Annotated in this window: 13 protein-coding genes; 7 read left to right on the top strand and 6 right to left on the bottom strand. The window is 67.7% G+C overall.

Going from position 1 to position 13,523, the window contains the following annotated elements:
* Positions 1-4: 4 nt before the first annotated feature.
* Positions 5-1,216 (bottom strand): acyl-CoA dehydrogenase family protein, encoded by a 1,212-nt coding sequence (locus tag IEV93_RS17545; RefSeq protein ID WP_188491221.1) that lies wholly within the window; start codon positions 1,214-1,216, stop codon positions 5-7.
* A gap of 178 nt (positions 1,217-1,394) precedes the next feature.
* On the opposite strand from IEV93_RS17545, the gene IEV93_RS17540 reads away from it, so the two are divergent.
* Both IEV93_RS17540 and IEV93_RS17535 read left to right on the top strand, forming a co-directional pair.
* Complete coding sequence (locus IEV93_RS17540; protein WP_188491220.1) at positions 1,395-2,015, top strand: NUDIX hydrolase; 621 nt, start codon at positions 1,395-1,397, stop codon at positions 2,013-2,015.
* 128 nt (positions 2,016-2,143) lie between these two features.
* A complete protein-coding gene (locus tag IEV93_RS17535) occupies positions 2,144-2,692 on the top strand; it encodes a YceI family protein (protein ID WP_188491219.1) in 549 nt (182 codons plus the stop codon).
* A 361-nt stretch (positions 2,693-3,053) separates the two neighbouring features.
* On the opposite strand, the gene IEV93_RS17530 is transcribed toward IEV93_RS17535, so the two are convergent.
* The gene (locus IEV93_RS17530) at positions 3,054-3,632 is read right to left on the bottom strand and encodes a TetR/AcrR family transcriptional regulator (protein ID WP_188491218.1); all 579 of its coding nucleotides are present in this window, start codon (positions 3,630-3,632) and stop codon (positions 3,054-3,056) included.
* 141 nt (positions 3,633-3,773) lie between these two features.
* Here IEV93_RS17530 and IEV93_RS17525 point away from each other — a divergent pair, with 141 nt between their 5' ends.
* Positions 3,774-5,627, top strand: coding sequence for an adenylate/guanylate cyclase domain-containing protein (locus IEV93_RS17525; protein WP_188491750.1), 1,854 nt, complete (start codon positions 3,774-3,776; stop codon positions 5,625-5,627).
* Positions 5,628-5,647: 20 nt separating this feature from the next.
* On the opposite strand, the gene IEV93_RS17520 is transcribed toward IEV93_RS17525, so the two are convergent.
* Positions 5,648-6,607 (bottom strand): threo-3-hydroxy-L-aspartate ammonia-lyase, encoded by a 960-nt coding sequence (locus IEV93_RS17520; RefSeq protein WP_188491217.1) that lies wholly within the window; start codon positions 6,605-6,607, stop codon positions 5,648-5,650.
* Positions 6,608-6,655: 48 nt separating this feature from the next.
* On the opposite strand from IEV93_RS17520, the gene IEV93_RS17515 reads away from it, so the two are divergent.
* The gene (locus IEV93_RS17515; protein ID WP_188491216.1) at positions 6,656-7,528 is read left to right on the top strand and encodes an oxidoreductase; all 873 of its coding nucleotides are present in this window, start codon (positions 6,656-6,658) and stop codon (positions 7,526-7,528) included.
* Positions 7,529-7,538: 10 nt separating this feature from the next.
* Here IEV93_RS17515 and IEV93_RS17510 read toward each other — a convergent pair whose 3' ends face one another.
* The gene (locus tag IEV93_RS17510; protein WP_188491215.1) at positions 7,539-8,171 is read right to left on the bottom strand and encodes an alpha-ketoglutarate-dependent dioxygenase AlkB; all 633 of its coding nucleotides are present in this window, start codon (positions 8,169-8,171) and stop codon (positions 7,539-7,541) included.
* A gap of 70 nt (positions 8,172-8,241) precedes the next feature.
* Positions 8,242-9,402, bottom strand: a complete 1,161-nt coding sequence (locus IEV93_RS17505) for a pyridoxal phosphate-dependent aminotransferase (protein WP_188491214.1) — start codon at positions 9,400-9,402, stop codon at positions 8,242-8,244.
* A 71-nt stretch (positions 9,403-9,473) separates the two neighbouring features.
* Here IEV93_RS17505 and IEV93_RS17500 point away from each other — a divergent pair, with 71 nt between their 5' ends.
* The 3 genes from IEV93_RS17500 to IEV93_RS17490 all read left to right on the top strand — a co-directional run bounded on the left by IEV93_RS17500 (position 9,474) and on the right by IEV93_RS17490 (position 11,844).
* Entirely contained in the window at positions 9,474-10,082 is a 609-nt protein-coding gene (locus IEV93_RS17500; protein ID WP_188491213.1) for an LppU/SCO3897 family protein, read from the top strand.
* Between the two features lie 101 nt (positions 10,083-10,183).
* Complete coding sequence (locus IEV93_RS17495) at positions 10,184-10,999, top strand: LppU/SCO3897 family protein (RefSeq protein ID WP_188491212.1); 816 nt, start codon at positions 10,184-10,186, stop codon at positions 10,997-10,999.
* 59 nt (positions 11,000-11,058) lie between these two features.
* The gene (locus IEV93_RS17490) at positions 11,059-11,844 is read left to right on the top strand and encodes an LppU/SCO3897 family protein (protein WP_188491211.1); all 786 of its coding nucleotides are present in this window, start codon (positions 11,059-11,061) and stop codon (positions 11,842-11,844) included.
* An 11-nt stretch (positions 11,845-11,855) separates the two neighbouring features.
* Here IEV93_RS17490 and IEV93_RS17485 read toward each other — a convergent pair whose 3' ends face one another.
* Positions 11,856-13,508: a DNA repair helicase XPB gene (locus tag IEV93_RS17485; protein ID WP_188491210.1), complete on the bottom strand. Its 1,653-nt coding sequence runs from the start codon at positions 13,506-13,508 to the stop codon at positions 11,856-11,858.
* Between the last annotated feature and the right edge of the window lie 15 nt (positions 13,509-13,523).

Below are 13,523 nucleotides of genomic sequence, written 5' to 3'. Positions count from 1 at the left end.
CCGTCTAGGACAGGCGCACACCCGAGATCGACCGCGCGATGACGAGCTGCTGGATCTGCTCGGTGCCCTCGAAGATGTCGAAGATCTTGGCGTCGCGGTGCATCCGCTCCACCGGGTACTCGCGGGTGTAACCGACGCCGCCGAGGATCTGGATCGCACGCTCGGTCGACCAGACCGCGACGCGGCCGGCCTTGAGCTTGCTCATCGACCCCTCCGCGGCGGTGAACGGCTGACCGCTCTCGGCCATCCACGACGCCCGCCGGACCAGCAGGCGAGCGGCGTCGATCTCGGTGGCGATGTCGGCCAACATGAACGAGATGGCCTGGTTCTCGATGATGGGTCGGCCGAACACCACGCGGTCCTTGGCGTAGTCGAGGGCGAACTCGTAGGCGGCGCGCGCGATGCCGATCGCCATCGCGCCCACCAGCGGACGGGTCCGCTCGAACGTCGCCATCGCGGCCTGCCCGCCCGTCTTCTGGCCCTCCTTGGCGCGGGCGATCTTCTCGTCCAGTTTCTCCTTGCCGCCCAGCAGTGCGCTGCCGGGGACGCGCACGTCATCGAAGAAGATGTCGGCGGTGTTCGATGCCCGCAGGCCGTGCTTGCGCAGCTTCTTCGGCGACGCGATCCCGGCGGTGTCGGACTTCAGGACGAACGCAGCCTGGCCCCGCGATCCGAGACCCGGCTCGACCACGGCCTGGACCACCAGGACATCGGCGATGCCGCCGTTGGTGACCCAAGCCTTCTGGCCGGAGATGATCCATTCGTCGGCAGCCTCGTCGTACTTGGCCGACGTGCGCATGTTGGCCACATCCGAGCCGGCCTCGGGCTCGGACGAGCAGAACCCGGCCACCTTCACCTCGGTCTCGGTTCCGTAGCACTGCGGCACCCACTCGATGACCTGCTCGATGGTGCCCGCCGCGGCGATGCCTGCGGCTGCGAGCCCCGTTCCCATGATCGACAGCCCGATGCCGCCGTCACCCCAGAACAGTTCCTCGGTGAGGATCGGGAAGCTCTGCCCGGTCTTGTCCTCACGCAGCGACGCCATGATGTCGAAGCCGTACAGACCCGCCTTCGCGGCCTCCTGCAGGACCGGCCACGGTGTGGACTCGCTCTCGTCGTACTCCGGCGCGGCCGGGCGGATGACCTTCTCGGCGAACTCGTGTGCCCAGTCTCGCAACTGGACCTGATCGTCGGTGAGGGCAAGGGTGAACGTCATCGGACCTCTTTCGCGCGTACGGGATCCGCGCGGCACGCGGTCATCCGACAATAACGTGTTCCAGATCGCTCGGGAACGTCTCGCCCGATGGTGGGACGATTCCCTGACCGGGCCGGCGATCATTGTGGCGACGCACCCTGCCGTGCGCGGCGACCGACCTGCGTTGCACAGTGGAGCGATGATCGACCTGACCGCCGACGATGCCGGCATCCGCGCGCAGATCACCGCGCGGCTCGAGGGGTTCACGCCCACCGACGCGGCCCTCGGCGACTCCCGACGTGCGGCCGTCGCGGTCGCGGTGACCTCGGCGAAGGGGACCTACGGCATCTGGCTCACCAAGCGCCCGTCGAAGATGCGGGAGCACCCGGGCCAGTTCGCGCTGCCCGGTGGGCGGCTCGACTCCGGCGAAGATGTCGAGACCGCGGCCCTGCGTGAACTGCACGAGGAGATCGGCGTCGCGGTGGACCGCTCGGAGGTCCTCGGTCGCCTCGACGACTATCCGACCCGGTCGGGGTACGTCATCACCCCGATCGTCTGCTGGGCCGGCGCCGATCGCGACACCACACCGAGTCGTGACGAGGTCGAGCACCTGTTCTTCGTCCCGATGCAGGAGGTCGCGGTCACCCCGCGGTTCATCTCCATCCCCGAGTCACCGCGCCCGGTGATCCAGCTCCCGATTGTCGGGTCCCTGGTCCACGCCCCGACCGCGGCGGTCATCTACCAATTCGCCGAGGTGGTTCTGCGCGGCCGCCACACCCGGGTCGACGAGCTCGAGCAGCCCGTCTTCGCGTGGCGCTGACCAGAGCAGACGAAAGTTTTTCGAGAATTTGCCGGGGGCCGGAATACAATCGGACCGTGGTCCGGTTAGATGAGGGGTAAGCACCACGAACCGTCCCGGTTCGCCCGCCAGACCCGTAGGAGAACCCCATGTCCGACACCATCACCACCACCGAACTGTCCGCAGGCACCTGGACCATCGATCCGGTGCACTCCGCGATCTCGTTCTCCGTCCGCCACCTCATGGTGAGCAAGGTCCGCGGGACCTTCGACACCTTCTCGGGCGCGATCACCATCGCCGAGGACGGCACCCCGTCGGTGACCGCGGAGATCGACGTCACGTCGATCAACACCAACAACGAGCAGCGCGACGGCCACATCAAGTCGGGCGACTTCTTCGACGCCGAGAAGCACCCCACCGCGACCTTCACCTCGAAGTCGGTTGCGAAGAAGGGTGGCGACTACATCCTGACCGGTGACTTCACCCTCAAGGGCGTCACCAAGACCGTCGATCTCGACCTCGAGTTCAACGGCGTGAACCCGGGCATGGGCCAGGGCGAGGTCGCGGGCTTCGAGGCCTCGATCGAGCTGAACCGCAAGGACTTCGGCATCGACATCGACATGCCGCTGGAGACCGGTGGAACCGTCGTCGGCGACAAGATCAAGATCGTCCTCGAGATCGAGGCGAACAAGGCCTGATCTTTACCCCCAGGCGCACTCTGGCGCGGCCATCCTTGCATTCGCGAGGGTGGCCGCGCCAATTGTTTTCCAGGGCAATAAATCAGGCGACAGATCGAGGGTCGAGTCTCTACCTTCATCGGTGAAAGCAGTTCGCACACTCACCGATTGGAGGAAAGCCATGACCACCTCGACCATCACCTGGACCCTGGGGGTCGGAGCCTCGCTGACGCGTATGCGACGCAGGCGGGACACTCCGATCGAATCGGCGGCAGCGCGGCGTGAGCAGGCTCGCCTGCGTCGCGAGAACCGTAGGTGCATGCAGGAAGAGGCGTATCGCGTTGCCCTCAGCCAGTTCTGGGCGCGACGCTGACCCGATGCGTCAACGCGCGCGTACGCCGTCGAGCAACAGGTCGACGAGGCCGCCGATGTAGGCCTCGTCGACCTGATCTCGCGTCAGCAGCACGCGCGTGTAGATCGGCGCGTGCAGGAACTCCAGGGCCAGACGCCGGTCGACCGCGGCGTCGATCTCGCCGCGCTCCGCCGCCCGGTCGAGAACAACGCCCATGGCGTCCATCCGAGCGTCGAGAACCCGCCTGCGGGCCTCCTCGAGCCGGTCGATCTCCAACGGCATGCTCGCCAACCGCAGCATCGCCTTGCTCTGTGGCGAGGACAGCGACTCGTGCAGATTGCTCGTCAGCTCTACGAGGTCGCGTCGGAGATCGCCGGTGTCGGGGACCTCGACGGCAGGGTCGATGTGGTTCAGCAAGGCGTCGGTGATGAGCTGTTCCTTGGTTTTCCACCGTCGGTAGACGGATGTCACATGTACGCCGGCGGACTCGGCCACCGAGGCGATCGTCACACCGTCGAAACCTGTGTTGAGCAGCTCATTCACCGCCGCGGCGAGAACCCCGTCACGGACGGCTTTCCCGCGTTTGTGGGACGTGGGAGGGCTGGTCACGCGGCCGAGCCTAACGCAAGTGGTGTTGCGTTATGTAGCATTTGCGCAACAGGTATTGCGTTAGCAGCCCACGGGGTGTCATTCGAATGCGCCGTCACGGCGAACGCGACGCCGCCGATCAGGGGATTGCGGGTGACCGACATGAATCGACGGGCAACCGCAAACGTGCGGAAGTTCGGGGGCAGGACTCCGCGTGAGCGCCTGCTCCGTCCCTCACGTCTGCCCGGATTCGATCTCCTGCAGTCGGTTGCGGGTGACTATCAGTACGCCGGTCGGGATTGGTCGACCATCGACGTCGCCGAGCGTCAATCGGCCGCGCGGCGCCTGATCACGGTGGCCACCGTCGGCATCGTCCTGACCAACGTGATCGTCGGCATCGAGACGGTGTTCCTGGTCGCGTTGGTGACCACCGGCGGCGACCTCGTCGCCCAGCCCGGTACCGGTGGCCAGAACATCGCCGCGATCATCGCCGCCCTGCTCGTCGGGGTCGTCGTCGATCTGATCGCCGGCCTGTTCCTGCTGATGCCGCAGATTCGGTGGTTCGTGAGCGGCACCCCCGCCGACACCGACCGTCGACGATCCGTGCAGAAGCTGCCGATGCTCGGCGTTCTCGCGACCGCCTTCGGATGGGCCGCGGGCGTCCTCACCTACATCGCTATCGGGTACGACGTCGGACTGATCAAGCTCATCGTCGTGTTCAGCGCGTTCACGCTCGCCGGCGCGTCGTCGGGTTGCGTCACCTACATGATCCTCGAGCGTGCCGGGCGTCCCGTGGTCGCCGCCGCGATGCGCGATGCCCCACCTCGTCGGCCGATGCTCGGGGTCCGCGAGCGGATGATCGTCCTCTGGATCGTCTGCAGCGGTGTGCCGCTGATCGGCATGCTGATGATGAACATCGGGCGCGCCATCGGCTGGGTGCCCACGAGCAGCACAGCTCTGGATATCCCCACGGTCGTGCTGGCGTCGGTGTGCCTGCTCAGCGGCGCCCGCGCCATCGCGCTGATATCCAAGTCGATCACCGATCCGCTGCGCGGGATGCGGCGCGCGGTGGAGAAGCTCAGCGTCGGCGAATACGGCGCGAAGGTCGACGTCTACGACTCCTCCGAGCTCGGCATCCTGCAGCACGGCTTCAACGAGATGGTCGACGGTCTCGGCGAGCGTGAGCGGATGCGGGACCTGTTCGCCCGGCACGTCGGCAGCGAGGTCGCCGACCAGGCCATGCGTCGCGAGTCCGGCATGCACGGCGTGAAAACCGACGTCGGGGTCCTGTTCGTCGACATCGAGGGCTCCACCCGCTTCGCCGAGTCGACCGATCCCGAGACCGTCGCCGAGATGCTGAACCGCTTCTTCACGATCGTCGCCGAGGTGGTGGCCCGCCACGGCGGCTTCATCAACAAGTTCGAGGGTGACGCCGCACTGGCCGTGTTCGGCGCCCCCACCCCGCTTGACGATCCCGCAGGAGCGGCGTTGCGGGCCGCCCGCGAGCTGGGACCCGAACTCGAGGCGCTGCACCCGCTGCGCTGCGGCATCGGTACCTCGGCCGGAGCCGTCTTCGCTGGCAACATCGGTGCCGAGACCCGATACGAGTACACGGTCATCGGCGACCCGGTCAACGAATGCGCGCGCCTGGCCGAGATCGCCAAGACCGCACGCTCCAATGTCCTGGCCAGTGGGGCGGCGATCGCGGCGAGCACCGTCAGCGACGACGACATCGATGACCGTGAGCAGTCCGCGTGGGGCCACGACACCGATCTCGACGACACCGATCTCGAGTACTCCGAGGCCGGCGAGCTCGAGTCCGGTGCCGATGAGTACGCGGAGGTCTGGAACTGGGTCTCGCTGGGTAGCGTCGCGCTGCGGGGCCGCGCGGCGCAGACCGAACTGTTCGCCCCTGTCGACGACGACGACGAGGAGGCCGACGCGTCGAGTCTTTCCGACATCGTCGACGGATTGATCCGCCTGCCGTTGGCCATGCTGAAGGGCCGTCGCGGCTGATCGATCCGCGACGGATCAGATCAAGGTGTGGGGGAGACGAACCGAGTGAGGTCGACGTTGCCGCCCGAGACGAGCAGCCCCACCCGCTGACCGGCGAAGCGGTCCCGGTTCGCCATGGCCGCGGCGAGCCCGAGCGCCGCCGTCGGCTCGATCACCAGTTTCATCCGCGTGGCCACCAGGTGCATCGCCGCGATCAGCTGTTCGTCGGTGGCGGTGAGGATGTCGGTGACGAGCTCGGCGATGATTGGAAAGGTATGCCGACCGAGGTGGGTGGTCTGGGCGCCATCGGCGATTGTCCGCGGAGGATCGATGTGGACGATCTCGCCGGCCCGCAGCGACTGCGCCCCGTCGTCGCCGGCCGCCGGCTCCACCCCGAACACCTGGGTGTCGGGGGACAGGCCCACACCGGCGAGCAGTGACCCGCTGAGCAGCCCGCCGCCGCCGAGTGGGACCAGGAGTGCGTCGAGACCGGGTACGTCGGTGAACAACTCGGCCGCCGCGGTGCCCTGCCCGGCCAGTACGTGGGGATGGTCGTAGGGCGGGATAACCGACCGGCCCTGCGACTGCGCGATGTCGGTGGCGATGGCCTCGCGGTCCTCGGTGTAACGGTCGTAGCGCACCACCGTCGCGCCGTATCCGAGTGTCGCCTCGACCTTCGGCCGCGGCGCGTCGTGCGGCATGACGATGGTCGCGGTGGTGTCGTGCAGGCGAGCCGCCAGCGACAGTGCCTGGGCGTGATTGCCGGAGGAAAAGGTCACCACCCCGGCCCGGCGTTGCTCTGCGGTCAGCCTGCTCACCGCGTTGTATGCGCCGCGAAACTTGAACGCGCCCATGCGTTGGAAGTTCTCGCACTTGAAGAACAGCGACATGCCGGCCTGCTCGTCGACGATCCGCGACGTGTGGACCGGGGTGCGGTGCGCGACACCGTCGAGGGTGTCGGCGGCCGCGGCGACATCGTCGAACGTCGGGCTGGCGGGCATGGGCAAACGGTACCGGGTCCGCCCCACAGCCCGCGTAGCATCGTTGCGGTGACGAATTGGTCGAGTAGGGACATCCCGGATCAGCAGGGCCGCACCGTGGTCATCACCGGCGCCAACAGTGGGCTCGGTGAGCAGGCGGCGAAGGCTCTCGGGGCCGCGGGCGCGACGGTGATCCTGGCGTGCCGCACCGTCGAGAAGGCAAAACCGGTGGCGGCGGCCATCGGGTCGAATGCATCGGTGGCCGAGCTGGACCTGGCCGACCTCGCGTCGGTCCGCCGATTCGCCGACGGCATCGACACCGTCGACGTTCTCATCAACAACGCCGGTGTGATGGCGGTGCCGAAGAAGCGGACCGCCGACGGATTCGAGATGCAGTTCGGGACGAACCACCTGGGGCATTTCGCGCTCACCGGTCTGCTGCTGCCGAAGATCACCGACCGCGTGGTCACCGTGTCGTCGTTCGCCCACGTGCTCGGCAAGATCGATCTCGACGACCTCAACTACGACCACCGCCGCTACGAGCGCTGGTCGGCCTACGGCCAGTCCAAGCTCGCGAACCTGCTGTTCGGCTTCGAACTCGCCCGCAAGCTGGGTCGGTCCGGATCAGCCGTGTCGTCGATGGTCGCCCACCCCGGATATGCGCGCACGGAACTGCAGTCGCACACGCAGTCGATCTACGACCGGATCATGAAGGTCACCAACCTCATCGGACAGTCGGCGGCTGACGGCGCGCTGCCGGAGTTGTATGCGGCCGCCTCGCCGGACGCGGCATCGGGTGCGTTCTACGGTCCTAGCGGGCTGGGCGGTCTTCGCGGAGCACCGACTCTGACGAAGGCGATGCCCAAGGCCCGCGACGAGGGTGTCGCACAGGCGCTCTGGCTCGCGTCGGAGAAACTGACCGGCGTCTCCTACGACATCTGAGACCGACCGGTCACCAGACCCCGTGGGGTCGGAATTGCACACTCATGCGCGGTCCGACGCCTGCGGCTTTTGGTACCGCGTGTTCCCATGTTCGCTGGCAACTCCCACCCATGACGAGCAGATCGCCCTGCGCGAGAACGAATTTGAGTGACGCGCCGCCGCCGCGCGGACGCAGCATCAGCGCGCGTGGAGCGCCGAGCGAGACGATGGCCACCATGGTGTCCTCGGTGCTGCCGCGACCGATGTTGTCACCGTGCCACGCGACGCTGTCGGAACCGTCCCGATAGAAGCAGAGACCGGCGGTCGCGAAGCCCTCGGGCAGCTCGGGTCGGTAGTGGGCGCTGAGGGCGTCGCGCGCCTCGGTCAGGATCGGGTGGGGGAACGCCGCGTCGGCCTGATAGTTGCGGACCAGGCGGGGGACGTCGACCACCCGGTCGTACATCTGACGGCGTTCCGAGCGCCAGGGCACCTCGTCGCGCAGGTGGGAGAACAGTGGATCGGTCCCGGCGATCCAACCGGGTCGGATGTCGACCCAGGCGCCGTCGGTCAGCACGCGGCGTCGGACACGCGGACCCAGCTCGCCGAGGTCAGGTGCCTCGACACCCTCGTCGAACAGAGATCCCTGCAGGCCGACCGCGTTCATCTCCCCACTGTAGCGATGATCGAACACCTGTGCGAGCAGGTTCGACGGTCCGCGGCAGGGCCGACGCGGGTCAGGGCTGGAGGCGTCGCAGTCGCTCGACGCCCTCGAGCAGGACCTCGTCGCGTTTGGCGAAGGCGAACCGGACCAGGTGTGCCCACGGTTCGGGGTGGTCGACGAAGGCGCTGACCGGGACCGCGGCCACGCCGACCCGTGCGGGCAGGTCACGGCAGAACTGCTCCCCGTCGGTGTATCCGAGCGGTCGGGGATCGGCGCAGACGAAGAACGTGCCCTCCGTGCGGTGCACTCCGAAGCCCGCGTCGCGCAGGGCGCCGGAGATCAGGTCGCGCTTGGCCGACAGCGAGGCACAGGACTCGCGCACCCAGTCCATCTCGGTGTTCAGGGCGACGGCGATGGCCGGTTGGAACGGTCCGCTGCCGACGTAGGACATGAACTGCTTGGCCGTGCGGGCGGCCGCGACGAGATCGGCGGGCCCGCTGACCCACCCGACTTTCCAGCCGGTCACGTTGAACGTCTTCGCGGCACTGGAGATCCGCAGCGTGCGCTCGCGCATCCCGGGGAGTGCGGCGATCGTCGTGTGGGCGCGGCCGTCGAAGACGAGGTGCTCGTAGACCTCGTCGCTGATGACGATGACGTCGTGATCGATGCAGGCCCGGGCGATGGCACCCAGGTCGTCGTCGCCGAGCACCGTGCCGGTCGGGTTGTGCGGGCTGTTGACGATGAGCACACGCGTGGCGTCGGTGATCGCGTTCGCCAGCGCGTCGCGGTCGAGGACGAACCCGTCGCCGTCGGCGACGAGCGGAACCGTGCGTCGGACGCCGCCGGCCATCGCGGTCGCGGCGGCGTAGGCGTCGTAGTACGGCTCGATCATCACCACCTCGTCACCGGCCTCGACCAACCCGACGAGCGATCCGGCGATCGCCTCGGTCGCGCCCACGGTGATGAGGATCTCGGAGGCCGGATCGTATTCGAGTCCGTAGCAGCGCAGTTGGTGGTCGGCCACGGCCTGCCTCAGCGCGGGGATGCCGGGACCGGGCGGGTACTGGTTGTGGCCCTCGGCGATGGCGCCCCGTGCCGCGTCGAGCATCGCCTGCGGTCCGTCGGTGTCGGGGAACCCCTGACCGAGGTTGATGGCGTCGTGGGTGGCGGCCAGCTGGGACATCTCGGCGAAGATCGTGGTGGCGAACGGAGCCAGTCGCGTGACGGTGCGCATGGATCACAGGTTGTCACATCGACGGGACCGCCCGGGGCGTCGTTGCCGGTCTTTCGATACTGTCGAATCCGATGACCTCACCGCCGAATCCGTACCCGTACGGCCCGCCTCCGGGCGCGCCGTTGCCCCCGAGGCGGAGCCACCCGTTCCGGGCTCCGCTCGTCGCGCTGGCCGTCATCGTCGCGCTCGCCGTGGCCATCGCCGTCGTCTTCGCCCTCACCGCGCGCACCCTGGTGACCGACGCCACCGATGTGTCGGCCGGAGACTGCGTCCGCGTCACCACCACGGGCGAGGGGACGGTGAAAGCGCGGACGGCCGACTGCGATTCCGACGATTTCACGTTCTATGTCGCGTCCAGGTCGTCGCAGTCCGGAGTCCGTTGCGCGACCAACGACTACTCGCGCATCTCGTTCGAGGGCGGCGGCATCCTCTGTCTGGCGCCGAACTGGCGCGCGGGCCACTGCTACGAGGTGCCCCGGGCGACGGATCCGGACGCCACGTACCGCGAACGGAGCTGTGCGACGCCGCCTTCGGGCAGTGGCCACCCGATCCTCGAGATCACCAAACGGCTCGACGGAACGTCGGACCCGGACTGCGCCGAGTCCGAGGCCTCGGTGTCGTTCGCGCTGCCCCGGCCCGTCGGCTACTGCTACGCGCCCGCCTCCGACATCCCCGCCTGAGAATCGTGCGCGCGCTCAACCTGCGATAACGGTCGCCGATGGGCGATATGCGCGGTAATCTTCGCGCGTTGTATCGCCTACCGAGCGAGCGGAGAACACCGATGACATCCCCCGACGATCCCGCACAGCAGGATGGCCCCCAATATCCGCCGCCGGGTGGACAACCACCGCAGTACCCGCCGCCGGGTGGCCAGCCTCCGTCGTATCCGCCACCGGGTGGACAACCTCCGTCCTACCCGCCTGTGAGCGGGCAACAGTTCCCGCCGCAGGGTGGCCAACCCCCGTTCTACCCGCCGCCGGGTGGACAACAGTTCCCGCCGCCGGGCGGACCCGGCGGCATGCCTGCCTACGCCACCGGGGTTCCGGGAGCCTACGGTGCGCCGCCGAAACGCTCCCGCAAGAAGCTGCTGTTCATCGCGCTCGGGGTGATCATCGTCCTGATTATCGCGATAATCGTCGTCGCGGTGATCGCCACCAGGGACAACATCAACGACATCGACGACGCGTCCGTCGGGGACTGCATCTCGGTCACCGAGGAAAGGGGGGATGCGCAACCGAAGTCGACGCCGTGCGACTCGAGTGCCTTCACCTTCATCGTCGCCCAGAAACTCGAGAACACCACCGATTCGTGCCAGGACCGGAAGTACTCGTCGTTGACACAAAAAGACAAGGGAAAGCTCTGCCTCGTACCGAATCTCACGGTCGGCAAGTGCTACCAGTTCCCGTCGTCAACCGGCTCGTTCTCCGACTTCAAGATCGTCGACTGTTCGTCGCCCGATCCGTCATCCGGTGCCGAGGTGGTGCGGGTGACCGACCGCACCGACTCGACCGATGTGTCATCGTGCTCCGGGCAGTCATTGGCGTTCGACCTGCCGAAGCCGCTGAGCTACTGCGCCGAGGTGTTGCCCACGCAGTGACCGGCTGTGTCCGCTACCGTGAGCCGACGCCGAACGGCCGACGAGAGCGGAGTGCGACCATGGTGGGGCCCGAGAACCGTCCAGATCAGAACGGGCCGCAGTACCCGCCGCCGGGATACGGTCCACCACCTCCCGGATACGGCCCACCGCCGCCTGGCTACGGCCCGCCGCCCGGGGGTCACGCCCCACCACCCGGTTACGGTCCGCCGCCACCCGGCTTCGGTCCGCCACCGGCCGGGTACCCGGCGCCCGGCCTCGGTGGCTTCGGTCCGAACCCCTATCCGGCGTTCGGTGGCCCGCCACCACCCCCGCCGCGGAAGTCGAGCAAGCGGATCGTCTGGATCATCGTCGGTGTGGTCATCGCGATCGCACTGATCCTGGCCGGGGCCCGAGCAGTGCTCGCCGACGATGTCGTCTCGACCGACAAGGACGTGTCGGTGGGCGACTGCATCACCGTCTCGGGCGAGAACGCCGCCCTCACCCCCAAGCAGGCGAGCTGCAGTGACTCGTCGTTCACCTTCAAGGTGGTCCAGAAGTTCTCGGTGACATCACTGCCGTGCGCGGGGGAGAACTTCGCGCAGATCACGTCCCCCGACTTCGGGAAGCTGTGTCTCGCACCGAATTTCCGGGTGGGGAAGTGCTACAGCTTTCCCGCTCAGGACGATGCGGCCCTGTCCGGGGTCAAGGAGTCGGACTGCTCCGCCCCGTCCGGATCGACGGAGGTGATCGTGAAGGTCCTCGACCAGCAGTCTACGACGTCACCCAACTTCTGCCCGACGGGACGGGTCCTCGCCTTCCCGGTGCCGGAACCGGTGTCGTATTGCCTGGCCCCCGCGTCGTCCTGATCCGCCGGGGATCAGCCGATCGCCGGCCCTAGCAGATCGTCGGCGTCGGTGATCCGGTAGGCGTAGCCCTGCTCGGCGAGGAAACGCTGACGGTGCGCGGCGTAGTCGGCGTCGAGGGTGTCGCGGGAGACCACCGAGTAGAAGTGGGCTTGTCCGCCGTCCTTCTTCGGACGCAGCAGTCGGCCCAGTCGCTGGGCCTCCTCCTGACGGGAACCGAAGGTTCCCGAGACCTGCACCGCGACAGACGCCTCGGGTAGGTCGATCGAGAAGTTCGCCACCTTCGACACCACGAGGGTCGAGACCTCGCCGCGGCGGAACTGCTCGAAAAGGATCTCGCGGTCCTTGTTCTTCGTCGACCCCTGGATCACCGGCGCGCCCAACGCCTCCCCGAGTTCCTCGAGCTGATCGATGTAGGCGCCGATCACCAGCGTCGGCGACCCCTCGTGGCGAGCCAGGATGGACCTCACCACGTTGACCTTGGTGTGGGCGGTGGAGCAGAGCTTGTACTTCTCCTCCGGCTCGGCGACGGCGTACTGCAGACGTTCCTCGTCGGTCAGGGTGACCCGGACCTCGATGCAGTCGGCCGGGGCGATCCAGCCCTGCGCCTCGATGTCCTTCCACGGCGCGTCATAGCGCTTCGGTCCGATGAGGCTGAACACGTCACCCTCGCGCCCGTCCTCGCGCACGAGCGTCGCGGTGAGGCCGAGGCGGCGACGGGACTGGAGGTCGGCGGTCATCCGGAAGACGGGTGCGGGCAGCAGGTGGACCTCGTCGTAGATGATCAGACCCCAGTCGCGGGAGTCGAACAGCTCGAGGTTGCGGTACTCACCCTTGGAGCGACGCGTCATCACCTGATAGGTGGCGATGGTGACCGGACGAATCTCCTTGCGCTCACCGGAGTACTCACCGATCTCCTCCTCGGTCAGCGAGGTCCGCGCGACCAACTCGCGCTTCCACTGCCGACCGGCGACGGTGTTGGTCACCAGGATCAGGGTGGTGGCACCGGCTTTGGCCATCGCCGCGGCGCCGACCATCGTCTTGCCCGCACCACAGGGGAGTACGACGACGCCCGAACCGCCGGCCCAGAACGAGTCGGCCGCCATCTGCTGGTAATCGCGCAGCTCCCAGTCGGTCTCGGCCAACTCGATCGGGTGGGCCTCGCCGTCGACGTAGCCCGCGAGGTCCTCGGCGGGCCAGCCGATCTTGAGCAGGATCTGCTTGATGTGTCCACGCTCGGAGGCGTGGACGATGATCGTGTCGTCGTCGATACGCGCGCCCAGCATCGGCGCGATCTTCTTGTGGCGCATCACCTCCTCGAGCACCGCGCGGTCGTAGCTGACCAGGATCAGTCCGTGTACCGGGCTCTTGACCAGCTGCAGTCGGCCGAAGCGTCCCATCGTGTCGACGATGTCCATCAGCAGGGGCTGCGGCACGGCGTAGCGGGAGAAGCTGACCAGAGCGTCGACGACCTGCTCGGCGTCGTGGCCCGCGGCACGGGCATTCCACAGTGCGAGCGGCGTCACCCGGTAGGTGTGCACGTGTTCGGGGGCGCGCTCGAGTTCGGCGAACGGCGCGATGGCGGCACGCGCCTCGGCGGCTCGCGGGTGGTCGACCTCGAGGAGCAGGGTCTTGTCGGACTGGACGATCAGTGGGCCTTCGGTCACCTGTCCATTGTCCAC

Source organism: Williamsia phyllosphaerae (assembly GCF_014635305.1).
Lineage (GTDB): Bacteria > Actinomycetota > Actinomycetes > Mycobacteriales > Mycobacteriaceae > Williamsia_A > Williamsia_A phyllosphaerae.
The sequence above is the reverse complement of the archived record's forward strand: the minus strand, read 5'-3'. Positions and strand labels throughout refer to the sequence as shown.